The sequence below is a fragment of the Parabacteroides acidifaciens genome (assembly GCF_003363715.1).
GTDB classification, from domain to species: domain Bacteria; phylum Bacteroidota; class Bacteroidia; order Bacteroidales; family Tannerellaceae; genus Parabacteroides; species Parabacteroides acidifaciens.
The window spans coordinates 1-25,132 of sequence record NZ_QREV01000003.1 but is presented as its reverse complement, the minus strand read 5'-3'; the positions used below and the strand labels follow the sequence as shown (position 1 = coordinate 25,132).

General features: G+C 44.1%; 21 protein-coding genes. 5 read left to right on the top strand and 16 right to left on the bottom strand.

The features are described 5' to 3' along the window. Positions 1–27: 27 nt before the first annotated feature. From rpsG to tig, 13 genes are all read right to left on the bottom strand, one after another. Positions 28–504, bottom strand: a complete 477-nt coding sequence (rpsG, locus tag DWU89_RS01785) for a 30S ribosomal protein S7 (protein ID WP_008149961.1) — start codon at positions 502–504, stop codon at positions 28–30. Between the two features lie 155 nt (positions 505–659). Continuing rightward, on the bottom strand, positions 660–1,070 hold the full coding sequence (rpsL, locus tag DWU89_RS01780) for a 30S ribosomal protein S12 (protein ID WP_005634721.1): 411 nt from the start codon (positions 1,068–1,070) through the stop codon (positions 660–662). Positions 1,071–1,433: 363 nt separating this feature from the next. Next, complete coding sequence (gene mutL / locus DWU89_RS01775; RefSeq protein WP_115497983.1) at positions 1,434–3,296, bottom strand: DNA mismatch repair endonuclease MutL; 1,863 nt, start codon at positions 3,294–3,296, stop codon at positions 1,434–1,436. Next, a complete protein-coding gene (locus DWU89_RS01770; RefSeq protein WP_115497982.1) occupies positions 3,296–3,604 on the bottom strand; it encodes a hypothetical protein in 309 nt (102 codons plus the stop codon). The genes mutL and DWU89_RS01770 overlap by 1 nt, the downstream gene beginning before the upstream one ends. Positions 3,605–3,631: 27 nt before the next feature. Further along, positions 3,632–5,308 carry an OstA-like protein gene (locus DWU89_RS01765; RefSeq protein WP_115497981.1) on the bottom strand — a complete coding sequence of 559 codons (1,677 nt, stop codon included), beginning with the start codon at positions 5,306–5,308 and terminating at the stop codon, positions 3,632–3,634. Beyond that, entirely contained in the window at positions 5,305–6,669 is a 1,365-nt protein-coding gene (locus tag DWU89_RS01760; protein ID WP_115497980.1) for a peptidylprolyl isomerase, read from the bottom strand. Before DWU89_RS01760 ends, DWU89_RS01765 begins: the two co-directional genes overlap by 4 nt. 25 nt (positions 6,670–6,694) lie before the next feature. After that, the gene (locus DWU89_RS01755; RefSeq protein WP_115497979.1) at positions 6,695–7,552 is read right to left on the bottom strand and encodes a peptidyl-prolyl cis-trans isomerase; all 858 of its coding nucleotides are present in this window, start codon (positions 7,550–7,552) and stop codon (positions 6,695–6,697) included. Positions 7,553–7,567: 15 nt separating this feature from the next. Further along, positions 7,568–9,166 carry a peptidylprolyl isomerase gene (locus DWU89_RS01750; RefSeq protein ID WP_115497978.1) on the bottom strand — a complete coding sequence of 533 codons (1,599 nt, stop codon included), beginning with the start codon at positions 9,164–9,166 and terminating at the stop codon, positions 7,568–7,570. Positions 9,167–9,274: 108 nt separating this feature from the next. Continuing rightward, positions 9,275–10,750, bottom strand: a complete 1,476-nt coding sequence (guaB, locus tag DWU89_RS01745) for an IMP dehydrogenase (RefSeq protein ID WP_115497977.1) — start codon at positions 10,748–10,750, stop codon at positions 9,275–9,277. 26 nt (positions 10,751–10,776) lie between these two features. Further along, positions 10,777–12,957 (bottom strand): DNA helicase RecQ, encoded by a 2,181-nt coding sequence (gene recQ, locus DWU89_RS01740; protein ID WP_115497976.1) that lies wholly within the window; start codon positions 12,955–12,957, stop codon positions 10,777–10,779. Positions 12,958–12,984: 27 nt separating this feature from the next. Then, the gene (clpX, locus tag DWU89_RS01735; protein ID WP_115497975.1) at positions 12,985–14,214 is read right to left on the bottom strand and encodes an ATP-dependent Clp protease ATP-binding subunit ClpX; all 1,230 of its coding nucleotides are present in this window, start codon (positions 14,212–14,214) and stop codon (positions 12,985–12,987) included. A gap of 50 nt (positions 14,215–14,264) precedes the next feature. Continuing rightward, the gene (clpP, locus tag DWU89_RS01730) at positions 14,265–14,930 is read right to left on the bottom strand and encodes an ATP-dependent Clp endopeptidase proteolytic subunit ClpP (RefSeq protein ID WP_115497974.1); all 666 of its coding nucleotides are present in this window, start codon (positions 14,928–14,930) and stop codon (positions 14,265–14,267) included. 188 nt (positions 14,931–15,118) lie between these two features. Then, on the bottom strand, positions 15,119–16,474 hold the full coding sequence (tig, locus tag DWU89_RS01720; protein WP_115497972.1) for a trigger factor: 1,356 nt from the start codon (positions 16,472–16,474) through the stop codon (positions 15,119–15,121). A gap of 258 nt (positions 16,475–16,732) precedes the next feature. On the opposite strand from tig, the gene DWU89_RS01715 reads away from it, so the two are divergent. Further along, positions 16,733–16,975, top strand: a complete 243-nt coding sequence (locus DWU89_RS01715; protein WP_115497971.1) for an RNA recognition motif domain-containing protein — start codon at positions 16,733–16,735, stop codon at positions 16,973–16,975. Positions 16,976–17,044: 69 nt separating this feature from the next. Then, positions 17,045–17,944, top strand: a complete 900-nt coding sequence (locus DWU89_RS01710) for a CPBP family intramembrane glutamic endopeptidase (RefSeq protein ID WP_115498102.1) — start codon at positions 17,045–17,047, stop codon at positions 17,942–17,944. Here the strand turns inward: DWU89_RS01710 and lptB are convergent. Then, complete coding sequence (gene lptB / locus DWU89_RS01705; protein ID WP_036658357.1) at positions 17,941–18,693, bottom strand: LPS export ABC transporter ATP-binding protein; 753 nt, start codon at positions 18,691–18,693, stop codon at positions 17,941–17,943. The genes DWU89_RS01710 and lptB overlap by 4 nt on opposite strands. Before the next feature lie 240 nt (positions 18,694–18,933). Between lptB and DWU89_RS20715 the strand changes: the two genes are divergently transcribed. Then, on the top strand, positions 18,934–19,086 hold the full coding sequence (locus DWU89_RS20715; protein WP_244205826.1) for a hypothetical protein: 153 nt from the start codon (positions 18,934–18,936) through the stop codon (positions 19,084–19,086). A gap of 155 nt (positions 19,087–19,241) precedes the next feature. On the opposite strand, the gene DWU89_RS01700 is transcribed toward DWU89_RS20715, so the two are convergent. Then, positions 19,242–19,706, bottom strand: coding sequence for a hypothetical protein (locus DWU89_RS01700; RefSeq protein WP_115497970.1), 465 nt, complete (start codon positions 19,704–19,706; stop codon positions 19,242–19,244). 337 nt (positions 19,707–20,043) lie between these two features. Next, the gene (locus DWU89_RS01695) at positions 20,044–23,583 is read right to left on the bottom strand and encodes a DUF6383 domain-containing protein (RefSeq protein WP_147292082.1); all 3,540 of its coding nucleotides are present in this window, start codon (positions 23,581–23,583) and stop codon (positions 20,044–20,046) included. Between the two features lie 585 nt (positions 23,584–24,168). Here DWU89_RS01695 and DWU89_RS01690 point away from each other — a divergent pair. After that, entirely contained in the window at positions 24,169–24,462 is a 294-nt protein-coding gene (locus DWU89_RS01690) for a nucleotidyltransferase family protein (RefSeq protein ID WP_115497968.1), read from the top strand. Further along, complete coding sequence (locus DWU89_RS01685) at positions 24,455–24,832, top strand: HepT-like ribonuclease domain-containing protein (protein WP_115497967.1); 378 nt, start codon at positions 24,455–24,457, stop codon at positions 24,830–24,832. The genes DWU89_RS01690 and DWU89_RS01685 overlap by 8 nt, the downstream gene beginning before the upstream one ends. Positions 24,833–25,132 lie beyond the last annotated feature (300 nt).

The following is a 25,132-nucleotide window of genomic DNA, read 5'->3' as shown; positions in this document are numbered from 1 at the left end:
TTTATTATCTCCTAAATAATTGATAAATTAAAATCTGAAGTGAGCGAATGCACGGTTAGCTTCAGCCATACGGTGCATATCTTCTTTTCTTTTAAACGCGCCACCTTGATTGTTGAAAGCATCTACAATCTCTGCAGACAGCTTGTCAGCCATAGTCTTACCACCTCTCTTGCGTGAGAAGATGATCAGGTTCTTCATTGAAATTGATTCTTTACGATCGGGGCGGATTTCAGTAGGTACCTGGAAAGTAGCACCACCAACACGGCGGGATTTCACTTCGACTTGAGGAGTAATATTGTCGAGTGCAGCTTTCCAAATTTCGAGAGCGGACTTTTCTTCGTTAGGCAATTTGGCCTTAACTGTTTCCAAAGCGGAATAGAAAATTTCGAAGGCAGTATTTTTCTTGCCGTCATACATCAAATGGTTAACGAATCTCGTAACCTTAACATCACCGAAAACAGGATCCGGAAGGATCTGTCTTTTCTTTGGTTTTGCTTTTCTCATTTTGTTTTCAAAAATTTCGTTCTTGTTTCTTGGTTGCCTTTTATGCGTCTTCAACGGTTCCGCTGAACCATTTACTCAACCTATAGCCTATCCAAATAACTCAAACCAGCTTTAATACTTAAATTTAAATTCTCAGTTTGAAGGGATGTAACTAATTACTTCTTCTTTCCTTTAGCTGCAGCAGCTGCCTGTCCCGGTTTCGGGCGTTTAGCGCCGTATTTGGAACGTCTCTGAGTACGTCCGTTTACGCCTGCAGTATCCAAGGTTCCACGTACAATGTGATAACGTACACCAGGAAGGTCTTTCACACGACCACCACGTACCAGTACGATTGAGTGTTCCTGCAAGTTGTGTCCTTCTCCCGGAATGTAAGAGTTTACTTCTTTTCCATTTGTCAAACGTACTCTCGCTACTTTACGCATTGCAGAGTTAGGTTTCTTCGGAGTTGTAGTGTAAACACGAACGCAAACGCCACGTCTCTGCGGACATGAATCCAATGCGGGTGATTTACCCTTTTCCACCAAAGTTTCCCTTCCTTTTCTAACTAATTGCTGAATTGTAGGCATTTCTTTTCTTTTTTAAACTTTGAATGTGTTATTATTATAATTATCTATTTCTTTATTTTGAGCTGCAAAGGTACGCATTCTTTTCGGACTATCAATCATTTAAGTCCACTTTATTATACACTTCGCGCTAAAAACGGTGCAAAGTTACGCATTTGTTCCCGTATCACAAGACCAACCTTTTATCCATTTACAGATAATTAACAATTATTTCATCAAGAAGGAGACATTCGTTAAGTTTCCGCTCCTTTAGCGTTTGCGATTCGATGCCCATCGAAGTTGCAGCCGATGCCCATCGAAGTTGCAGCCGATGCCCATCGAATCGCAAACGGACTGCAGTCCATATAATGAGTCCTATATCAATAATTACTTGAAGCGTCTTTCCAACTCATCATCCGTCAATAGCGAGATGATCGTCTTGCCGTCGGGAGTCAAGTTAGAATCCGGACAGGAGAAAAGAGTGGCGATCAGGTTATCCATTTCTTCGGCGGAAAGGACTTTGCCGGGGCGGATAGCTGCGGCTTTTGCCAGGGAAAGTGCCAGCGATTCACAAATTTCCTCATGTACCTCACAGCCTGTTTCAATGGCGCGGCTAACCATGTCGCGCACCAGAGCTACCGTATCCAGATTCTCGATACCGGCAGGCATGCCGTTGATGGCATAACTGTTGTTCCCCAGATGGGTCAACTCAAAACCGATGAAGTGCATATCATCCAACAAAGACGGCAAAACAGCCGCTTCGGCAGTCGTAAACTCCACTACTTCCGGGAAAAGCATCTGTTGGGAGGCGCCTTTCTGCTGCCGTATATTCGTGATATATTGGTCGAAGAGGATGCGGACATGGGCACGATGTTGATCGATCAGAGCCAGACCGGACTTCAACGATGTGACGATATATTTCCCTTTATACTGATAGCAGGGATTAGACACATCATTAAACAGACCTGTAGAAGAGTCCGCCGCAGCCGCTTCACCGACATCGGCCACAGGTTCTGATAGGTCTGGCAGCAAGGCATCCGTCAAAGCCGGGTCCTGGCTGACAGCAGAACGGTCTTCCTCAAAATCCTGATAGAGCTTGGACCAGTCGAACTCCGGTTTCTTATAGGAGGAGGATTCAAATGGATTATAGCCTGCATCCACCTGCACGCGGGGAGCTTTATAAGAGGCAGTCTCCTTGACAGGATTATAGACCGGGATGTCGATAGCGCCCTCCACATCGAAGTCGATTGTAGGGATAGCGCTCGATTTGGCCAGCGCTTCGCGGGTTGCCGCCATCAGGATTTGCCAGATCGGTTGTTCGTTTTCAAACTTGATCTCCGTTTTGGTCGGATGTATATTCACATCTATCGTGGAGGGATCGAGCGTGAAATAGATAAAATAGTTTGGCTGTTCGCCTTGCGGGATCAATTGTTCATAGGCCTGCATCACGGCTTTGTGGAAATACGGGTGCTTCATGAAGCGTCCGTTCACAAAGAAATATTGCAAAGCTCCGCGTTTCTTGGCCGAATCGGGACGGCCGACAAAGCCGGAAACCGTAACTAATGAACTTTGGGCATCCACCGAAAGCAGCTTTTGGTTCAGCGTCTTGCCATATACATTAATAATACGTTGCCTCAAGCCGGACTCCGGCAGGTTGAAAATCTCCGTATCGTTATGATAGAGAGACAAGGCAACCTGCGGATTCACCAAGGCAATCCGTTCAAATTCATTGATGATATTCCGGAACTCCGTCTCGTTCGATTTCAGGAACTTGCGACGTGCCGGGACATTAAAGAAAAGATTCTTGACAGAAAATATACTCCCCTCGTTACAGGCATCCGGCTCGATACTTTCCAGGTTGGAACCGGAAAAGACAAGATGCGAACCCAGCTCCGTTCCCTTCAGGCGCGTACGAAGCTCAACCTGCGAGACAGCCACGATCGAAGCAAGCGCCTCACCGCGAAAACCCATCGTATGCAAAGAGAATAGATCGTCGGCAGAAGAAATCTTAGACGTTGCATGCCGCTCGAAAGCCATGCGGGCATCCGTTTCGGACATACCTTTCCCGTCATCGATCACCTGGACCAATGTACGGCCGGCATCCTTGATATTCACCTGAATATGTCCGGCACCGGCATCAACCGCATTCTCCACCAGTTCCTTCACAACAGAGGCAGGACGTTGGATCACCTCGCCTGCCGCTATCTGATTGGCAATACTGTCGGGAAGTAAATGTATTATATCGCTCATTACATGAACAAATACCAGAATATGCCGACTAAAATAGCGACGGCCAATAACAGTTTTACATTCTTATAGGTACGACTACGGGAATCATGTCCATTGTCGCGGCTCTTTTTCAAATGGGAAGTTCCTTCGACAAAACTGCCTTTGATCTCAGCTTTGTAATCGTCGATCGACAGTTCACCGTCCATCCCAATCTCTCGCTTCACCTTGCGGATACGATCTTCCATCGCCTCTTTATGAGGATCCCAATAGATCGGTTTGTGCTCGAATTGGCGAGGTTTCCGTACATTATAAAATGAGAATAACGCCATAGTCTTTTATTGTTTATAAATATTGTGCTAATGTACAAATTTATTGCTTCTCTTGGGTGACTCTGCCGCTTTTCTTTTCACCACCTGGTAAATATCATACTTATCCTTCGGACGCAGATAATCGAACCAGTAGAAATCTTTCAGCATTTTCTGATCGGGCCTCAAGTCCGGGATCGGCGTCATATCGGCTGTCACCTGCGGCCAGAGCTTCAATCGGTCCAGCTTGTTTTCTTTCACCCAAATAGTCAGGAAACCGCTCTTCGTTTGATTCATGCCCACCTTTGCCCCGTCCTTTTCCAAAGGATAAAAAATAGACTCGGCATTTCCCGCCACATCGATCCGGCTGAGTGCCTGCCCTTCGAAATAGGCTTTCAGGTCGTTCCCTTTCAGCTGGTTATAATAAGTCGAATCGACATGCTGGGCGGCGAAAGCGAACTGAATCACGTGGGCGTACTCGATCGTACTGTCATTCATATAAATGGCAATCGTATCGCCGTACAACTGGTATTGTTCGTTCCAGATAACTGGTTCCGTGTACATATATAATACAGAGTCACGCGTATTAAACTGCATGGAGTCACAAACTCCCTGCATATCGGTCCGGTAGAAGCGGACGCCGTAATAGGCTTTAATCTCCCGGTAGGCCGAGTCGACTGTTATCATCTGCAGGGTATCGGCATGCAGGAAAAGCGTATCACCTTGCGAATATTCGAGGAAACGGGCACTGTCGGTCGCAAATGCGTAGTCAGTCTGTTCGTTATAATAGCCGTAATTGCCTTCCAGGGTCACATGTTGCGCCGTATCGACCAGGACCATATTGCCGTAAACTTCCCCCATACCCGAATCCCGGTTATAGAAGATGGAGTCACCGATCAGTATCTTTTCACCCGACTCCACCTGCGAACGGTCAAGCAAAAGGGAGGTATTGTTTTGCGTATCATACCAACCGCGCGAAGTATGGATCGTACCGCTGTCCGAAACAATGACAGACGGTCCCAAGATAGTTGCGATCTTCGATTCTGTATCGTAATTCAAAGTATCGGAGTACAACGTGAAATCGGGATTCTCGAGTTGCACACTGTCATTAAAGATAGCCAGTTTCGTATCCGGAGAATATTGCCCGTAGAAAGAGGTAAGCTGATTGAGGGAATCGACAATCATCCCTCCCTCGAAATAATAACCGATATTTGGAATACGCTCATAGTTGAGACTGTCCGTAAAAAGCGTCACCTCCCCGTTCTCCATCCGGACATTCTCGCGCAGGTAGGCAATTTGCGTATTACCGTCATAAAACAGGTAATCGCCATAGACGAACAAGGTGTCTCCCTGCTCCATCCTAACATTACTGAATGCTTCGAGCGAATTGGCCTGCTCAAAAAAGTAAGCGCTGTCGCAATACATATACGAACTGTCGTGCCGGAAACAGACATCCCCGTTCAGGATTTGCGCATCGGGCATGATATCCTTGTCAAACGACAGCGTATTCGTATGTTCCAAATAAATTTTTGTCTTCTTTACCGGAACGGTATCAGCTACAAGCAAGCTATCTGCAACCTGCAAACTATCGCCGGCCAACAAACTGTCCGGCGGAGCAACTGTTATATTTTGTGCAGAGATGACAGTGGTATCCTGGGTCTGTGCAAAAGCGCAAACCGTACAGAGAAAAAACAGAGATGTGAAAACAAATTTCTTTACCGTCTTCATTCTTTAACCCAGCCAGGGAACTTGAAGTCACAATTACGCCAGCCTTCACTGATGCGTACATATGTACTTTTCTGCTTCTTAACAATCCAGTTATTCAACAATTCTTCACGCTTCCGAGCTTCGACGATTGCCTTCAAAGCCTGATAGTCGTCCGAGATATTTGCCTTATGCTGCTCTACTCTGGATTTCAACTTTACGATAGCAACCACTTCTTTCTGCTTGTCGTTTATCATCGTAAAAGGTTTGGAGATTTCGCCAACCTGCATGGTATAAACCATCTTACCAATTTCCTGCGGCAGTTCGGACATCTCAAACTTCGGCGTTCCGTGATTGTTGCTTTCAAATTTCGGGTTTACCATCAAACCTTTGTTGTTTCTTGTATCCTTATCGGCAGAGATAAAGGTTGCCGCTTCTTCGAATGTAAATTTCTTTGCAGTCAAATCTGCGTACAGTGAATCCATACGGGTCAAACATTCGTTCAACTCCTTATCCGACACTTTCGGCTTCAACAGGATATGGCGGCTGTTGATACGGTCGCCACGCTTTTCGATCAACTGGATAATATGAAAACCATATTCAGTCTGTACAATCTGGGAAATCTTTTTCGGATCGTTCAAATTGAAAGCGACATTGGCATACTCCGGTAACAAGTCCATCTTACTCATAAAGCCCAACTCGCCACCACGGGCAGCCGATCCGGGATCTTCGGAATACAAACGCGCCAATGTCGAAAACTCATATTTTCCACTATTGATATCTTCCGTGTACTGGCGCAAACGAGCCTTGATAGCATCTGTTTCTTCGAACGGAATCTTCGGCTCCATTGTGATAACCTGCACTTCCACTGTTGTCGGGATATTAGGCAAGCTGTCCTTAGACAGTTGGCTGTAATATTTACGGACTTCGGAAGGAGTCAGCTTAATCTCACCGATCAGCTGGCGCTGCATCTGCTGCACCGTTTGCTGCTCCATAAGCTGTTCCTTTTTTTCTTCCTTTATTTCGGAAATCCTTTTATTGAAATACTCCTCTAACTTTTCTCTTGAACCACTCTGGTTGATCGCATAGTTCACCCAACGGTCCGCTTCCTGGATCACCTGGCTTTCACTTACTTCCACACTATCGATCTTTGCCTGGTTCAGATACAATTTCTGGATGGCCATCTGTTCCGGAATCACACAATAGGGGTCTCCATCCAGACGCTGCCCCTCGTTCTGTAAGTACAAACGCTGGCTTTCCACATCCGAACGCAGAATTGCATCATCTCCTACCACCCACACTATCTCATCAATCACATTATCCTGTGCATAAACAACACAGGATAAGCAGGCAAGAATGAATACTGTTAAAATCTTTTTCATCATGTACTATTTATAAATAAGTTACCAATCAGGGTTCCGTGTAAAACTGAACATCACCTCGCCTGACTGCATCATTATATAATTCTTCTTCAAATTTCCTCAAAAACTCCACCTTACGCAAATTAGTCAGCATCTCCACAATCTGCGGACTGGCGTAATCGTAGGGAGCCACACTACCTACGGGCAAATACTCTTTGATATTCAACAGATAGCAATACGTACTATCGGTCGCTTCCACAAATTTATTCGCCTTCAGGAAGTCGTTTGCGTTCGACACCCGGACAGGAATATTATCCATCACCTGGTCGAAGTCCACCCATTTGTCGTAAAAGTAGTCATAAATACTGGCATTCTGCACACTATACTTCTCAATTTTTTCTAAAGAAGCCTCAGATGTCGATCTATACCATCCTTTTACATCAGAAAGCCCGGGGGCGTCCACCGGGATTTTCAGGAACAAGCCTTTCACCAAAGCCTTGTCCAATACAAACTTTTTCTGGTTCTCTTCGTAATAGCTCAACTTGTCGCTTTCCTGGAACTCGGATGAAAGCCTTTCCCTTACCAGTTGTTCCTGATAGCGGTAGCGGATCAGCGAATGGCGGTATTCCTCCACCAGCTTGTCCACTTCTTCTTTATCTTTTCCATCCAGGTTACGCTGTGCCACCTCGTAAACCAAAGCGTCTTTCACCCATTTCTTTTCCAGGCTTTCGCCAAGCAACAGGCTGTCAGCCGACGAGAGTCCGCGCGGGATCTGCTTTTTGACCTCCGAACGCTCGAGAACCCGGTCCTTCACTCTTACCAGTACATCCGCATCATCGGAAGACTGTGTCTTCTTGCAAGAACACAGCAAAGATACGAATGCTATAAAAATGAAGCAATATCTCATATAACTTTCTCTTTATTATTTCTTTATCTTTTTATCGATCTTCTTCAGCAATTTCTTGTTTACCGTCACCGGATATTTCTGGTTCAAACGCTCGATCCAAGCGGCTTCTGCCTGAGCCTGCTCGTTCATAGGCTTGTTCCAGACTTCCTTATTGCTAATATCAAACAACAGGATGCCATCCCGGTATTCCTGCATCAACAGGTTAAATTCAGGATGCTTTGTCGTCAGGTTCTTACGCTCTGCTGTCGTTACGATATCACGGATGAAAAGATCGTACACTTCCTGCATAAAATCTCCGGCATAGGATTTTGTGGAGAACGGGCAACGCTGGATGTAATAAGCGAACTCGCTCTGCGGGAAATCCGTACCGTTAAGATGGAACAATGTCTTGTTCATATCCTTCGCCTTCTCGTAGAAAGCCGGATCGGACGGGAAATAGTCATTGCAAAGCGCCTGCAATTCCGCATAGGCTTCGGGATAGAATTTATATCCGTACTCTTTCTTCATCCGTTCGTCAAAGGCACCGTAATATTCAAAGTTGCGTTCGCCCTGTGCCATCTGGCGTGACCAACCTTTTTTCTTTTCATCGAAAGTAGGCATTCCTTTCTTCTCGATCAACTTAATGATATGATAGCCGAAACGCGTTTTCACCGGACGGGACAATTCCCCCGGCGTATTCAATGCAAAAGCAGCCGCTTCAAACGGTTCTACCATCTCGCCGACACCGAAAGCGGGCAGTTCGCCACCCCTTTTGGCAGAGCCGGTATCCGATGAATATTCTTTTGCCAACTCGGCAAAGTCGGCTCCTTCTTTTGCTTTCCGGTAAACTTCTTCCGCACGCGCCAACACCTCTGCTTCATCCTGCTTCACCGAGTCCGCCGGAAACGGGATCAGGATATGCGCCACACGCACCAGACCGGGATTCGGCTTACGGCTATGTATCTTTATCAGATGGAAACCCATCGTCGTACGCACCGGCTTGGATATAGCCCCTACCGGCATGGAATAGGCGACATTCTCAAAGGCTTTGACCGTCTGCATCGGCAGCAGGCAATGGACATACTCATAACCGACATTTTCTTTGTCGGCTTCTTTCAGTTCCTCACCTACAGCGGCAAAGTCCTCCCCTTTCTGAATGCGCTCGTAAGCCTGCATCGCTTTCTGATAAACGGCAACCGTATCTTTCGACAAGGTACGCGCCGGCAAGCGGAATAAGATGTGACTTAATTCGAGCACCTCGCCATAGCGATCGTACACGGCATGCACTGCAGCCTCTTCACCTTCTTTATCCGACAAATAACTCGAAGTCAACTGAGCGCGATAGCCGTCCAATTCGTCTTTGAACGCCTTTGTCTTGTCCAGACCCTGTTCTTCCGCTTCCGCCACTTTCAGCTTGAAGTTCTTAAACAACTCCACATAGGCATTCACGGACTTCTGGTCTGACAAATTAACTTCGCTATTCTTTTGTGCAATAAAAATAAATTCATCCAACGGGATCTGCTTTCCGGCAACCGTCATCACAACTGAATCGGCCGGGATCTGGGCATGTCCTGTCATACAAGCGAATACCAAAGATAATACAAGTAACTTCTTCATTAATCCTCCTTTTATCATATCACGATATACATTACAAAAATAACACTAATCTAACGGAGAGCAGGCAAGAAAAGTATGCTATCCAATTAAATTAGTGTTTTTTATAATACAGGTCATATGACTTTCTTATTCTCCACGGCTGTAATTCGGCGCTTCCTGCGTAATCGCCACATCATGCGGATGGCTTTCCAGCACACCGGCATTCGTGATACGGGTAAACCGGGCCGAATGCAGTTCGTCGATATTGTGTGCTCCGCAATACCCCATCCCTGCACGCAGACCGCCTACCATCTGGTAGATCACCTCATACAGCGAGCCTTTGTACGGCACACGCGCGGCAATACCTTCGGGAACCAGCTTCTTCACATCGTCTTCCACATCCTGGAAATAGCGGTCTTTCGAACCTTTCTGCATGGCTTCCAGCGAACCCATGCCACGATAAGACTTGAACTTACGCCCGTTGAAGATGATCGTCTCACCCGGCGACTCTTCCACACCGGCCAACAACGAACCCATCATGACCGACGAGCCGCCGGCGGCAATCGCTTTCACGATATCACCGGAATAGCGCAAGCCTCCGTCTGCAATCAACGGGACTTCCGTATCCTTCAACGCCTTTGCCACCTCATAGATGGCTGACAGCTGGGGCACACCGACACCTGCAATCACACGGGTCGTACAGATAGAACCCGGACCGATCCCGACTTTTACGGCATCCGCCCCGGCTTCCACCAGATACCGGGCCGCATCGCCTGTCGCTATGTTTCCCACGACACAGTCGATTTGCGAATATTGGGCTTTGATCTGCTTCAACACGTCGACAACCCCTTTGGAGTGCCCGTGGGCCGTATCGATCACCAGCGCATCCGCACCGGCTTCCACCAAAGCGGCAACCCGTTCAAACGTGTTGAACGTAACGCCGACACCGGCAGCTACACGCAAACGGCCTTTTGAATCCTTGCAAGCGGTCGGTTTGTCTTTTGCCCTCGTTATATCTTTATAGGTAATCAGGCCGACCAGTTTATTATGGTGGTCCACTACCGGCAGTTTCTCAATCTTGTGCTGCTGCAGGATGCTGGCTGCCGCTTCCAGGTCTGTCGACTGGTCCGCTACAATCAGGTTCTCCCTTGTCATCACCTCGTCGATCGAACGGTTCATGTCTCTTTCGAACCGCAAGTCACGGTTCGTCACGATCCCGACCAGGCAACCGGCTTCATCCACCACAGGAATCCCTCCGATCTTATACTCCTTCATCATCCCCAAAGCATCCCCAACGGTCTTGCCTCTTGTGATGGTAACGGGATCATAGATCATGCCGTTCTCGGCCCGTTTCACACTCTGAACCTGCTTTGCCTGTTCGGCAATCGTCATATTCTTATGAATAACACCGATACCGCCTTCGCGGGCAATGGCAATCGCCATCTTCGCTTCGGTAACCGTATCCATCGCAGCCGAAACCATCGGGATATTCAAAGAGATGTTACGGGAAAACTTCGTAGTCAGATCGACATTACGGGGAAGTACTTCCGAATAGGCCGGAATCAACAATACATCGTCGAATGTCAACCCGTCCATCACTACTCTGTCTGCTATAAATGACATAAACTTATACTTTAAATAATTATTAATCAGTTCGCCATTTCAGACAGGAACTTGATACGGACCAAACGAATTTCTTCTTCGGTATAATCGCCTCCCAATTCTTCAATAGCATCTTCCAGATCATCCGTTTCCGAATCCTTGAAGTATTCGTAAATATCTTCGATATGATCTTCATCCATCACGTCGTTCAGGAAATAGTCGATATTGATACGGGTTCCGGAATAAACGATCGCTTCGATTTCGTCCAGCAGTTCGTTAAACTCCAGTCCGTTCGTCATCGCGATCTCGTCCAACGCCACCTTGCGGTCGATGCGCTGGATGATTGAAACTTTCAGTTTGGACTTATTGGCAACCGTACGCACACGAAGGTCTTCGGGACGTTCGATCTCGTTTTCTTCCACATGTTTCTTGATCAGCTCGACAAACTCCTTGCCATATCTCTTTGCCTTACCGGCACCCACTCCCGGGATGTTCTGCAACTCATCCAATGTCACCGGATAAGTCGTTGCCATCGCTTCCAAAGACGGGTCCTGGAAAATTACGAAAGGAGGAACCTCCAGGCGTTTCGACAGCTTCTTACGCAAATCCTTCATCATCGAATAAAGGATCGGGTCGACGGCACAGGTAGCCCCGCCGCGTACCGGAACCTCTTCTTCCTCTTCGTCAAATTCGTTGTCTTCCGTAATCTTGAAAGAAACCGGCTTTTTTATAAACTCTTTTCCTTTTTCCGTAATCTTCAGCAGTCCGTAGTTTTCAATGTCTTTAGCCAGATACCCGGCGATCAGCGCCTGACGGATAACGGCATTCCATGTTTTCTCTTCTTCATCCGAACCGGAGCCGAAAACTTCCAGTTCGTTGTGTTTGTAAGATTGAATTTCGGAGGTTTCGTTGCCAACCAACATGTTGACGATATATTCTGCCTTAAACTTTTCCTTTAACGTACCAATAACTTCCAGTACGGCGCTTAATAATTCTTTTGCTTCCACTTTCTTTTTGGGGTTCAAACAATTATCACAATTTCCACAATTATCTTCCAGGTACTCTTCACCGAAGTAGTGCAACAATACTTTCCGTCGACATACGGAAGTTTCGGCGTAAGCGGCAGTTTCCAGCAATAATTGCTTTCCGATTTCCTGCTCCGCAACCGGCTTCCCCTGCATGAACTTTTCTAATTTCTGCAAGTCTTTGTATGCATAAAAAGCAATGCACTGCCCCTCGCCGCCATCACGGCCGGCACGTCCGGTTTCCTGGTAATATCCTTCGAGGCTTTTCGGTATATCGTAATGAATGACATAGCGTACATCCGGTTTATCGATTCCCATACCGAAAGCAATAGTCGCCACAATCACATCCGCTTTTTCCATCAGGAATGCATCCTGGTTGGACGAACGCTGCTGCGAATCCATACCGGCATGATAAGGCAACGCCTTAATGCCGTTTGCTTTCAGTATATCGGCAAACTCTTCCACCTTCTTACGGCTCAGACAATAAATAATACCTGATTTTCCCTCGTTGGACTTAATATATTTAATGATCTCACGGTCGATATTCGCCGTTTTCGGACGAATCTCATAATACAGATTAGAACGGTTGAAGGATGATTTGAAAACTGAAGCATCGATCATTCCCAGGTTTTTCTGGATATCGTGCTGCACTTTCGGCGTTGCCGTAGCAGTCAGGGCTATTAACGGACGTTTGCCGATCTCGTTTATGATCGGGCGGATACGACGGTATTCCGGCCGGAAGTCATGCCCCCACTCTGAAATACAATGCGCTTCGTCCACGGCATAAAACGAAATATTGACCTGACGCAAAAATTCGACATTCTCTTCCTTTGTCAGAGACTCCGGGGCCACATAAAGCAACTTGGTACGGCCGCTTCTGATATCATCTTTCACCTGATCTATAGCCGACTTGTTCAGAGAGGAGTTGATGAAATGGGCCACTCCGTCTTCCTCACTGAAGTTACGCATGGCATCCACCTGGTTTTTCATCAGGGCTATCAAGGGAGAAATCACAATGGCCGTCCCCTGCATCATCAGAGAAGGCAATTGGTAACACAAAGACTTTCCTCCTCCGGTCGGCATCAACACAAAGGTATCGTTTCCTGCCAGCACATTTTCGATGATCGCTCTCTGATTACCTTTAAAGGTACCAAAACCAAAATGTTTTTTGAGCGCCTCTGTCAAATTATCCTTCTTTGCCATACTAATTAATATTTTAAAAACCGCCGATCAGACCACCTGCAGACGGTTTACGTCCGACTTTTCAAACTTATCCTTCGCATACTCCAACGTAACATGGAGTGTCTTCTTTTTTGCAGACGGCATACTGTACATGGCATCCATCATCACAGCCTCTACAATGGAACGCAGACCACGTGCTCCCAACTTAAATTCGAGTGCCTTATCGACAATAAATTCGAACACGTCCTCATCAAACGTCAGCTTTATATCATCCATATCGAACAATTTGATGTATTGTTTGATAATGGAGTTCTTCGGCTCCGTCAGGATATTCCGGAGCGTACTTCTATCCAACGGATTCAAATACGTCAGAATGGGCAGACGTCCGATGATCTCAGGAATCAGACCAAACGACTTCAAATCGGTAGGCGTAATATATTTCAGCAGATTGTTACGGTCAACCTGTGCTGTGTTTTCGTTTGCGGCGTATCCAACTACACGGGTATTCAAACGCTGGGCGATTTTCTTCTCTATTCCGTCGAAAGCGCCACCACATACAAACAGGATATTTTTGGTATCCACAGCAATCATTTTCTGTTCCGGATGTTTACGGCCACCCTGGGGAGGCACGTTCACGATGGAACCTTCCAGTAATTTCAGCAATCCCTGCTGTACGCCTTCACCACTGACATCACGTGTAATGGAAGGATTATCGCTCTTGCGGGCGATCTTGTCTATTTCGTCGATAAATACGATACCGCGTTGCGCCGCATCCACATCATAATCGGCTGCCTGCAACAAACGGGTCAAAATACTTTCTATATCCTCCCCTACATAACCGGCTTCCGTCAGCACCGTTGCATCGACAATAGCAAACGGGACATGAAGCAATTTGGCGATCGTACGGGCCAACAACGTTTTACCGGTACCCGTAGCACCCACCATAATAATATTCGATTTCTCGATCTCGACATCATCCGATGTCACTTTCTGGATCAAACGCTTATAGTGGTTATAAACGGCAACCGACAGGTAACGTTTGGCATCGTCTTGCCCTATTACATATTGATCCAGGAAAGCCTTAATATCTTCCGGTTTCGGCAACTCTCCCTGGCTTAATCCGAAAGAGCTCTTTTTACCGGGCATTTGTTCTTTTACTATTTCGTACGCCTGCTGTGCACATTCATCACAGATAGCGCCGGAAATTCCGTTAATCAGCATATTAACATCCCGGCTACTGCGCCCGCAAAACGTACAGCTATCGCCTGTTTTGGCCATTCCGTATTTGTTTTTTTAAAGGGCAAGCTTACCTTGCCCCTGCATTAATATTATTTGTTACGTACCAGAACCTTGTCCACCATACCGTAAGCCAACGCTTCTTCCGCTGTCATCCAGTAGTCACGGTCACTGTCGTGTTCTACCTTTTCATACGGCTGACCGGAATGGGTCGATATGATCGTGTACAGTTCTTTCTTTACTTTCAGGATTTCACGTGCTGTAATCTCGATATCCGAGGCCTGTCCCTGAGCACCTCCTAACGGTTGGTGAATCATCACGCGGGAATGGGGCAATGCCATACGTTTGCCTTTTGTTCCGGCCACCAGCAATACGGCTGCGAATGAAGCTGCCATACCCGTACAGATTGTCGATACGTCACTGCTGATAAACTGCATGGTGTCATAGATGCCATATCCGGCATAGACGGAACCGCCCGGTGAATTGATATAAATTGAAATATCTTTACCAGGATCACTGGAGTCCAGATACAACAACTGTGCCTGGATTACATTGGCCGTATAATCGTCAACTTGTGTACCTAAAAATATAATACGGTCCATCATCAACCGTGAAAAAACGTCCATCTGAGCAACGTTCAATTGGCGCTCTTCGATAATCGTCGGAGAGATGTAACTGCTGGTTATGTTCATATAACTGTCCAGCGCATTACTGCTCATCCCTAAATGCTTCGTTGCATACTTTCTGAAATCTTCCATAATCTATAGTCTTATTTGTATTACCGAAAAGTCATAAAAAAAGGGATTCCCCTCTTACTTATCGGAAAAACAAAGTTATAAATAAATTTCTGAAAGAAACAACTTATTTGCAATCCGGTAAGATATTTTTTCGAGAGAAAGCCCTTTTTAGAAGAAAAAAGCAGCCGGAGCTGCTTTTTCAGGGGATATTATTCTTCAAAAAGTTTATTGAACTCGTCGGCTGATACTTCCTTAACATCCAGCTCAACCTGTTCCTTCAACCAACCAGCCAGTTTTTCTTCGACAGCACGGTCGATGATATTCTGCAAGGTTTGTTTATTCTTCAAAATGTCCTTCGCATAGTTAGCCAACACATCTTCAGGTACAGAAAGCATTCCGTACTGTGCGAACTGGGCTTTAGCCACACGTTTAGCGAAGTTTTCGATATCGGCATCTTCAACCTTCAGACCGTTTTCTTTCACCAGATTTTCCTTGATCAGGTGATATTTCAGGTCTTCCACGATCTGCGGATATTCTTCGTCGATCTTTTCTTTTGTATTCTTTTCGTTTGCAACCAGCAACCAACGTTTCAACAGGTCTTCGGCAAAAGCCAGTTCTCCGGCTTTCTTAACCAAAATATCACGTGTATCGGTCAGGAACTTGAAGTCGCTCTGCGGAGTGAACTGTTCAGCCAACGCTTCGCGGATCTTGTTCTTAAATTCTTCTTCGCTGGTAACTACACCTTCTCCGAATACTTTGTCGAACAATTCCTGGTTCAGTTCTGCATTTTTATGACGAGTCACTTCCTTGATTTCGAAGCTGAAGTCACCTGTAATGCCGGCAACCGCCTCTTTCTCTACCTTCAGGAATGAAGCGATTTCAGCTTCTGCACCTTCATAAGCCTTGTTCGGGTTGAACACGACAACCGTATTTTTCTTTGCACCCAAGAATTTAGCCTTTTCTGCTTCATCCTTGATATACATAGGCATCAGGACTGCGTCTTCAACAACGATACCACCTTCTTTCGGAGAACCGTTTTCCAGCTCGGCTACAGTACCTTTTATCAGGTCTTTTTCTTCTACATCGTCAACTTCGTCATAAGAGCCGAAATTAGCCTGGTAAGCTTCAACCTGCTTGCCGATCATGTCATCGTCGATATTCACCTGATAGTAAGGAACCTTATCGTTCTTGGACAGTTCGAGTTTGATTTCCGGAGCCAAAGCAACGTCGAAACAAAATTCGAACTCTTCCTGAGTATCAAAGTTGATTTCTTTCTGTTCAGTCTCGTTAGGCAGCGGTTCGCCCAAAATGTTCAGGTTATTTTCACGGATATAGTTGTACAGGTTTTCAGAAACCAATTTGTTGATTTCTTCCACCAACACATGCTTTCCATACATCTTTTTCACCATACCCATCGGCACCATACCTTTACGGAAACCAGGCACATTTGCTTTCTGACGGAAGCTGCGAAGGCTCTTTTCGACCTTTTCAGCATAGTCAGCTTTCACTATTTCTAATTTCACAATGCCTTTTGTGGCATCAATGTTTTTAAGCGAAACGTTCATTCTGAATGATTTATTTAATTAATAGTCTTGTTCGAATTTTAGGGTGCAAAATTAGACTTATTCTTTTAATCTCGCAAATTGTTTGCTTAATTTGTTATAACCGAGATGAATTTAAGAGCAATATTATTTTTTCCCGGCTAAAATGTTGTTTATCTAAAATAAATGTATTCCTTTGTGACATGAAAGGGCAACCTGTTACGAAGTTCCGGTTTACTTCTTTCATTAAGTAACAATTTTATTTTTTTAATTTTCTATTTTATGAACATTTATGTTGGAAACCTGAACTATCGTGTTCGGGAAGATGATTTGAAACAAGTAATGGAAGAATACGGTACTGTTGATTCCGTAAAGATCATCAAAGACCGTGAAACCGGCAAATCAAAAGGTTTTGCTTTCGTTGAAATGCCCGACGATGCAGCAGCAAAGAAGGCTATCGAAGAATTAAACGAAGCTGAATACGAAGGCCGTCAGATGGTAGTAAAAGAGGCTCGTCCTAAATAATTACTTTTCCGGAAAGAAATAAAAAACTTCTGCTTATCTTTGAGCAGAAGTTTTTTTATGTCCAAACGTATGTTCTTAAAAGGTATATATGCCGGAAAACCGGCTTTCTTTCAACTGTTCGTCTTGCTCCTGCTGGTTTTGTTCGGGGCTATTTTCTCATCGCTGATCGCAATGGGAATATTCTATATGGTGTATGGTTTCCAGTCTGATATCATGCAATATCCCGACATGATGCGCCTTGTGCAATTGATATCGGCTGTCGGAACTTTCCTGTTTCCGGCCGTAGCACTGGCCTGGACTTGCAGCAACAATCCGAAAGAATATCTGTCGATCGGCAAAATCCCCAAAGGACAAATTCTGCTGCTCACACTGGTCAGTATCTTCCTGCTCTCTCCCTCCATCAGCTTGGCCGGATTGTTGAATAAACAAATGGAACTGCCGTCTTTTATGGAACCGGTAGAAAACTGGATGCGCGCGCAGGAAAAGACCGCTGAAGAGTTGACACTGATGCTGCTGGCAGGCAAAGGGATCGTAACGTTATTGTTCAATTTGCTTGTCATCGCCCTTGCCGCCGGGATCACGGAAGAATTTCTTTTTAGGGGAGCCGTGCAACGGGTAATCGGAGGATGGACACGTAACCACCATATTATCATCTGGAGCGCCGCAATTCTTTTCAGCGCCTTCCATATGCAGTTCTTCGGTTTCCTGCCCCGTATGCTGTTAGGTGCTTATTTCGGTTATCTGCTCTACTGGGGACGGAATATCTGGATACCGGTATTCGCCCACTTTACCAACAACGCTTTTGCCGTAATAAGTATGTCGGATGCCAAGCTCAAAGACAACGAATTTATCACCGGCGATATCTCTGCGCAAAACCTGTTGCCTTACACCGTCATAGCCATTATCTCGTTGTTCCTGTTTTATGCCTGTGCAAAAAAGATTAAACAGTTGACGGCAGCCAAAAACTAAAAGTCTTTCTTGCGAAGCACAAAGTCTTTACCCAGGTATTTTTCGCGTACGATCTCGTTCTCGGCCAGCTGCTCGGCTGTTCCCTGAAAGAGCACTTTTCCTTCAAACAAAAGGTAGGCACGGTCGCAAATACTCAGCGTCTCATACACGTTGTGGTCGGTTATCAGGATACCGATATTTTTGTGTTTCAATTTGGCAACAATGCTCTGGATATCCTGTACGGCAATCGGGTCGACTCCGGCAAACGGTTCGTCGAGCATGATAAATTTCGGGTCGATAGCCAGACAGCGGGCAATCTCGGCACGGCGCCGTTCACCTCCGGACAACTGGTCACCTAAGTTTTTCCGCACCTTGTTCAGACCAAACTCGGCAATCAGGCTTTCCAGCTTCTCTTTCTGGTATTCAGGTGTCGTTTCCGTCATTTCCAATACGGAGCGGATATTATCTTCCACCGTCATTTTCCGGAAGATGGAAGCTTCCTGCGCCAGGTAGCCGATACCGTTACGGGCACGTTTATATACCGGAAACTTCGTGATCTCCATGTCGTTCAGAAATATCTTTCCTTCGTTGGGCGTCACCAAGCCTACCGTCATATAGAACGTAGTCGTTTTCCCCGCCCCGTTCGGTCCGAGCAATCCCACGATCTCCCCTTGCTTCACATTAATAGAAACATGATTTACAACGGTTCGTGTCTTATATTTCTTAACGAGGTCCTCCGTGCGGAGCACCATTTGTTGTTCGTCTGCCATATCCAAAAATCTTTGCCACAAAGAAACGGAATTAATTCCTTCTATACAAATAGAGGCCCTCCCTTTTTAATCTGCTATTCCATCTCACACAGGAATTGCCCCAATATCGTTTCGTCATGCAGGTAATCGAGAAATTCCTGACGTTCGCTTTGATCAGGCGCACCAGAAAGAAAGCCACTCTATTCGCAGAATACAGCAATATTTCTGTCCCGCTTAAAGAATAGTCCTCTAATCCGTATCGTGTATGACACAGCGGAGAAGTATATAATTGTCCTTGAACCACAACGAAGCCCTTACGGATATTATCTGCTGACTGCCTATTACTTGAATATGCCGGGCGGTGAGAAGAAAATAAAGAAGATGCTGAAAAAGAAACTGAACGAAGTCTTATAAAAAACGCAAGGCTCCGAATTGGATCTTGCCAAAACGAGCCTCGAAACCCCTTCTAATTGTAGATGGGCATTGCAAAAGTACAAATAAAAAAAAGAAAAACGCTCTAATTAAAGAAAAAAAGTAAGTTATTAGGGGAATTTAGCCCGAAAAATCGTTTATTCCATCTCACCGTTTTTCTCCATCAGCTCCACAAAATCGAAGGTATCGGCTTTCGCGTATCTGATTTTATCGGATAAGGTCTTTATTTTTAAATCCATATTAAAAGACAGAAGTAGGGAGAAAGACAATTTGGTATAAGAAGTTATATGATTTTTACTGGGTTTAGCTAATAAACCAAGGACTTTCAGGAAGAGATTTAAGTCTTCCATATCATACAGGAATTGCCCTAATATCGTTTCGTCATGCAAGTAATCGAGAAATTCCTGACGTTCGCTTTTAATCAGGCGCACCAGGAAAAGGCGGTAAGGCGAGTTTAGTTCGCTCCATTCCGAAAGAGCTATCGCATATGTCTTACGACGAAAGGTTTGCCGTTCTTCGGTGGGCATGGAGGTTAGACACTGTTGATACAAAGACACGGACGGATTGGCACCGTTAAACAGTGCTGTCAGTAGTTCTTTCATAAAATATGTTCGGAGGGGGATTGTTTATCCCTCGCGCCCCGAAAGCCACTTCTTCTTTTCGGCAGTAGTGGCAGATCGTATCGCAGATATACCGGCTAACGACAAAGCCCCGGAAGTGTTACCATCTCCCGGGGCTTGTTTTTTTGTATGCTTTCGTCCTTCACAGGGTTACCGGCTACATTGAACTTTTAATTCAATATACTTTAGTATTATTAATATTAAACTTGACCGCTTGTTCGCCTGTCACAGGGTAATTGGTGTTGATCGAGACGGACGGCCGTCCGTCTCTACAAACCCGCGCGGCCTATTTTAGAATTATTTGATTATAATTTCATTCTTATTTTACGATTGCTTTTACAGCTTCTTCACCTTCAATAGCAACTACGACTACACTGGCAGGTGCAGCGATTGTTGCGTTGTCAGAAGAAATAACTGTGTTGGCGATTGTCTGGCCAAGGATGTTAGTGATAACAACTTTCTTACCCTGTGCACCGATGATCTGAACACCGCCGTTAGCAGCGATTACTTTCACTTCTGAAGTTGAGATTACCTCGTTGTCTGTCGGAGTCAAATCTGTATCGTTTACATTGAATAATTGTGCCTGTTCCTTGTTACCCAGTACCAAGATTCCATTCAGGTAGCTAACATACTTGCATCCATTAACATCCTGTTTTGTTTCAATGCGATAAACACCGTCGCTTTCAATTGCGAATGCCCAAGTTGCAGGAGTGATACCCTGTGCGCTGGCAACATTGATCGTATCACTTTCATCAGGAGCCACCTTGCTGATAGCCAAAGAATCATTATTGAATGCTTCAATACGGCTCGCATGAACAAATCCGATACGAGTCAGATTGTCTTGAGTATACTTAACTGTATCACTGCTATAATCGATAGAATCGTTATAACTTACCATATATGCTTTTTCGTCGAAGGAACCTACTTTTTCTACATCGATCGGTTTAGTGATATAGTAAGCATAGCGATAGTTATTTGCACGATTGATATAAGCAGTATCCAATCCCAGAACAAAATCGTTATCTGTAGCAGCAGCCTTCAGTTCCAAACCTGTGCGTTTGATAATAGCAAACGGCTTAACAGCTGTTACCTTAGAAGCCTCATCGCCATCCAAAGAAATGGTCACATTCTTGATCGTTTCAGTTTCAAAGTTCTTATAGATTTCTGTCACTTCTTCTGCCAGATTGAATACATAAGAAGTAGCTTCACCCATTGCAACCTTCACGCCTTCACCATCCTGGTTGATTGACAACTTGCCTTCGTTTGCATTAACCAAAACTTCATATTCGTCAGCATTATCGTTTACTCTTCTGAACTTCAAAGTATTGGTGTTTGCCTTTGTCGTGATATACAACATACCGTCGGTAGAAGTCAGATAATAAGTTTCCTTCTTATCTTTTGTTACCAACTGGAATGCACGAGTCAGGATAGATTCGTCATTCAATTTTGAATCTGTAGTTGTCGGAGTGGCAACAACCAAAGACATTGCTTCGTCTGCATTCGGAGTAACCACAACAGCAGAATCCTTACCGACTGTCAGATAGTAAGCTTCCGGATTAGCATAGTTCTTAGCTGTCAGTACAAATGATTTCAATACCTGCTCTTCATTAGTCAGATATTTGTAACCCAGATGAGTATCTTCTTTCAAGTCTGCGATTTCCACAACCTGGAATGTATCTTTGGCAGCAGTTGTATAAATACGTTTTTCAGCATCTACGACATATACACTTCCTGCATTTACAAGCTTCTGATCCTTATCACGGTTAGCGATTGTATAAGTATGAGTAGCAGCATTTGCTTTCTTAACGAACCACTGAGTCGCAGGAACAGATGCCGACACTTTACTTTCTTTTACTAATGTAGTATTGAATGTACCGTCATAAGCCACAACACGGAAACCACCCTTATCTGCATCCTTCATGCTCTTAACAAAGAATACTTCACCTTCTTCAAAGTCTGCATACGGAGGCATTGCAAATGCAATGTTTGTATTATAAACTGCTTCGTCAGGAGTAGTAATATCTGTTGTCACAGAAATTTCACGGCCATTACCCAAAGTACGGATTACAACACGTGCTTCATCCTCATATGTCACAAAACCATCTTTTACATCGGTAAAATTACCATTATCACCTACATTAGGTGCATAAGTATCAATCAGGATAGAGTCACCTGTTGCGATATTATCAATAACTGCAGACAATGCGAATGCATATTTGTTGATATTTTTATTCAATGGAGCGACCAAAACATCTACGTCTTCACTTCCAACTTTTACTGTTGCCGGAATCAATGTATCTGTAGTAAAAGTCAGATATTTTTCTTTGTTGGCAACATAGTTCGTGTCTACAGCCAGATAAGCCTGCTTTTCTTTGATTGTTGAATCGGCGATTGCCAATGCATAATAATCTTCAACTAAAGTTGCAGCAGCTTCTCTTTCACCAACAACAGCTTTGCTTGCCAGAGTAGAAATTAATGCACCAATAGTGTTTTCACTTGTTGCAAAATTAGCTGTATTGAAAGTTGTTAAAGCAGTCAGTTCGCTTTCAGTATCATCAAACCCGATCGTAGCATCAATATTAGCCGGAACCATCCAAGCCTGCATAATTTCATCTACAGCATCAACAGCATCTTTGGTGTCATCAATCAGATCATCAATAGCATCCAAAACTGCTTTATTGGCAGTCTGATATGCTTTCAGGTCAGCATTGGTAGTAGCCAATTTAGTTCCAGCAGCAATCTCTATAGCTGCAACTTTATTCATAGCATTTTTAGCCGTTCCAATAAGAGTTTTGATCTCACTGCCAGTAGACAAGATAACAAGACAAGCATCCACTTCTTCGCCAGCCAAATTCAAATCAGACTGATTCTGAATCAATGATCCGGCTTTAGCAGCTGCAGCACCCGTATTACCAGTTGTTGTCAAATAAGTAATCGCTTCATTTACGCCATCTGAATAACCTTTCAAAGCCGCTTTCAAATCATCCAACTGTTCGTAAGCTTCTTTTACATCAGCTAAAGCCTTCGCATAGTCACCTTTATATACAGCAGCAGAATAGATAGGCTTTGTTGTAGCATGTAAAGTATAAGCAGAGAACGGATTCGCATATTTATTATTTACGACATCCTTTGAGAAAGAAAGGGTAAAACCATCATTGCCTTTAGCGTTCAGTTCTTTTGCATCAAAAGAGTAAACTCCATTTTCATCTACGGCTGTAGCTGTCGGGGCAAATGTCTCAACATCACTCTCTACAGGAAAGTCATGAGTAAATGTAGGTTCACTACCTTTTTGCTCATCAGAAACGATCGATTGCAGTTTGATTACATCCCCCTTAATAGCTAACTTATATTTAGTCGTTTTGTCAGCTGTTTTAGAATAGATATATTTAATAAAACGGAAATCCTGGTCTGCAACCGTTGACAATTCATCGTATTCTTCTTTTGTCACAGTCCATTTATCCAAACCTTCAGCCCCCAAGACTGCAGCCGGAGATTTGTAGAATGTTTTCCCATGTTGTGCAAGAGCAGTGCTTAAAATCAACTGGCGGTTACCAACCTTGTTAAACAAGCGCATTTCATATTCGGCAATCTGTCCGTTTGCAGCCTTAACCGGAGTAAATTCAACACGCCACAATGTCTCGTTTACATCTTCAAGTGTTTTAATCTCGTCAGCAGCCCAAACAGCCAAAGAGTCACGCGTCTCGCCATGTCCAATAACGACGAAATTGCCGTCAACTTTCATTTGATAATACTTTCCCAAGCTTTCTTTCAAAGTAACTTCATCTCCGTTTGCTTGAGCCGAGAAAGAACTACCTACCACCATTACGGCAGCCAAAAGAGTAGAAAATCTTTTGTTCATAATTTAATAATTTAATTAGTAATAAAATCTATGTGTTATATTAATGTATACTACTTTGTTAATGTTAACGATTGTATTTTGACTACAAATACGTACGTTTAAATTCGTCATTTTTTGAGGCGTTTTTGGTGTTTGTTGCAAAAAGAGGTATTTTTGTCCTTGATAAGCTATCTAATTGATAAGAAACAACATAGAAAATGAAAAAATATTAGAGAAAAGAATTGCAGGTTTAAAAAGTATGCGTAAATTTGTGACGAATTTAAACGTACGTTTTTTTTCGTCATTTCGAATTAGCCTCCTATCTTTTTTATTCCCAGTCAGTTATAAGTCAAAAACAGGTCATTTTTACCCCTAAAAAACGGGCTTTTCCGCGTCCGCTTACAATTGTGTATATATTTCTTATTTATAACCACTTACACCACCTCCATTCAAGTAGTGCTTGAAGTGCTGTTTTGTTATTTTTGAAGGGATGCGGCAAAAAAGGGGGTAAAAAGAGCTAAAAACAGCTTACAGGTTTACCCGAAATCAGGATAGAATTTATCAGCTTTCGATAATATTCCGTATATTTGCCCAAAACGTGGTAATATGAAAACAACAACTGAATATCTTTCAATCCTAAAGAGCTACCAGGCACAACATGCTGGTAAATACGGGATTACTCGCATGGGTATATTTGGTTCTGTTGCTCGTGGCGAACAAAAAGAAGAAAGTGATATCGATATTTGCTACGAAGGAAAAGCACCGTCTTTGTTAACATTGGATAAGATGCAATCAGAGCTAAAGAATCTGTTTGGATGTCCTGTTGACTTAGTACGCATACGAGAACACATGAATGCTTATTTGAAACAACGTATCACAAAGGAGGCTATTTATGTTTGACCGAGAGTTAGCTATCCAATGTCTGGAAAATATTAGAAAAGCATTGTTAACTATAGAAGAACGTGCTACAGTCATTTCTTGTGTAAACGACTTTCTTTGTTCACCGGATGGTATGTTACGGTTAGATGCTATTTGTATGAATCTGATAGCATTAGGAGAATCAGTTAAAAGTTTCGACAAAATAACAGGAGGGAAAGTTTTGCCTCAATACCCTGAAATATATTGGAGAGGAGTTATGCAGATAAGAGATAAAATTGCTCACCATTACTTTGATGTTGATGCTGGAATTGTTTATTCAACAATAAAAGAAGATATTCCGACCTTACTTCCTACCATTGAGAAGGTAATTCAAGATCTTTGCGAATATTAATCATAAGAAAGTAACTCACTTCTACCTAAATTTAAATCTCCCGCAAATAAAAAAATACAATAACCCCCCATTTCGGCCATTTTTCTATTTCATCTAAAATTTTGATCAATTTTGGATTGACTTTTTTTACGGTTTTAGCTTTTAGGACTAACAACTGATGAAACGAGGTGCCGAGCTCGTCCCGTTAAGCCTGCAATTTGATTGTCTAAAGGCTGAAAAACCGACAAAGTGATAAACCTTAACTCCCGGAGAATCGAATATTTGAAAATAAAACGGACGGCGTTCCAAATATCCCAAGGA

Excerpts from the sequence above, each read along its gene's own strand:
- guaB (WP_115497977.1), bottom strand. The coding sequence starts at position 10,750 with ATGTCATTTATAGCAGACAGAGTAGTGATGGACGGGTTGACATTCGAC.
- clpP (WP_115497974.1), bottom strand. The coding sequence starts at position 14,930 with ATGGAAGATTTCAGAAAGTATGCAACGAAGCATTTAGGGATGAGCAGT.
- DWU89_RS01685 (WP_115497967.1), top strand. The coding sequence starts at position 24,455 with ATGTTTGACCGAGAGTTAGCTATCCAATGTCTGGAAAATATTAGAAAA.
- lptB (WP_036658357.1), bottom strand. The coding sequence starts at position 18,693 with ATGGCAGACGAACAACAAATGGTGCTCCGCACGGAGGACCTCGTTAAG.
- DWU89_RS01765 (WP_115497981.1), bottom strand. The coding sequence starts at position 5,308 with ATGAAGACGGTAAAGAAATTTGTTTTCACATCTCTGTTTTTTCTCTGT.
- DWU89_RS01695 (WP_147292082.1), bottom strand. The coding sequence starts at position 23,583 with ATGAACAAAAGATTTTCTACTCTTTTGGCTGCCGTAATGGTGGTAGGT.
- mutL (WP_115497983.1), bottom strand. The coding sequence starts at position 3,296 with ATGAGCGATATAATACATTTACTTCCCGACAGTATTGCCAATCAGATA.
- DWU89_RS01690 (WP_115497968.1), top strand. The coding sequence starts at position 24,169 with ATGAAAACAACAACTGAATATCTTTCAATCCTAAAGAGCTACCAGGCA.
- DWU89_RS01760 (WP_115497980.1), bottom strand. The coding sequence starts at position 6,669 with ATGATGAAAAAGATTTTAACAGTATTCATTCTTGCCTGCTTATCCTGT.
- clpX (WP_115497975.1), bottom strand. The coding sequence starts at position 14,214 with ATGGCCAAAACAGGCGATAGCTGTACGTTTTGCGGGCGCAGTAGCCGG.
- tig (WP_115497972.1), bottom strand. The coding sequence starts at position 16,474 with ATGAACGTTTCGCTTAAAAACATTGATGCCACAAAAGGCATTGTGAAA.
- recQ (WP_115497976.1), bottom strand. The coding sequence starts at position 12,957 with ATGGCAAAGAAGGATAATTTGACAGAGGCGCTCAAAAAACATTTTGGT.
- rpsL (WP_005634721.1), bottom strand. The coding sequence starts at position 1,070 with ATGCCTACAATTCAGCAATTAGTTAGAAAAGGAAGGGAAACTTTGGTG.
- DWU89_RS01770 (WP_115497982.1), bottom strand. The coding sequence starts at position 3,604 with ATGGCGTTATTCTCATTTTATAATGTACGGAAACCTCGCCAATTCGAG.
- DWU89_RS01710 (WP_115498102.1), top strand. The coding sequence starts at position 17,045 with ATGTTCTTAAAAGGTATATATGCCGGAAAACCGGCTTTCTTTCAACTG.
- DWU89_RS01715 (WP_115497971.1), top strand. The coding sequence starts at position 16,733 with ATGAACATTTATGTTGGAAACCTGAACTATCGTGTTCGGGAAGATGAT.
- DWU89_RS01700 (WP_115497970.1), bottom strand. The coding sequence starts at position 19,706 with ATGAAAGAACTACTGACAGCACTGTTTAACGGTGCCAATCCGTCCGTG.
- DWU89_RS01750 (WP_115497978.1), bottom strand. The coding sequence starts at position 9,166 with ATGATAAAAGGAGGATTAATGAAGAAGTTACTTGTATTATCTTTGGTA.
- rpsG (WP_008149961.1), bottom strand. The coding sequence starts at position 504 with ATGAGAAAAGCAAAACCAAAGAAAAGACAGATCCTTCCGGATCCTGTT.
- DWU89_RS01755 (WP_115497979.1), bottom strand. The coding sequence starts at position 7,552 with ATGAGATATTGCTTCATTTTTATAGCATTCGTATCTTTGCTGTGTTCT.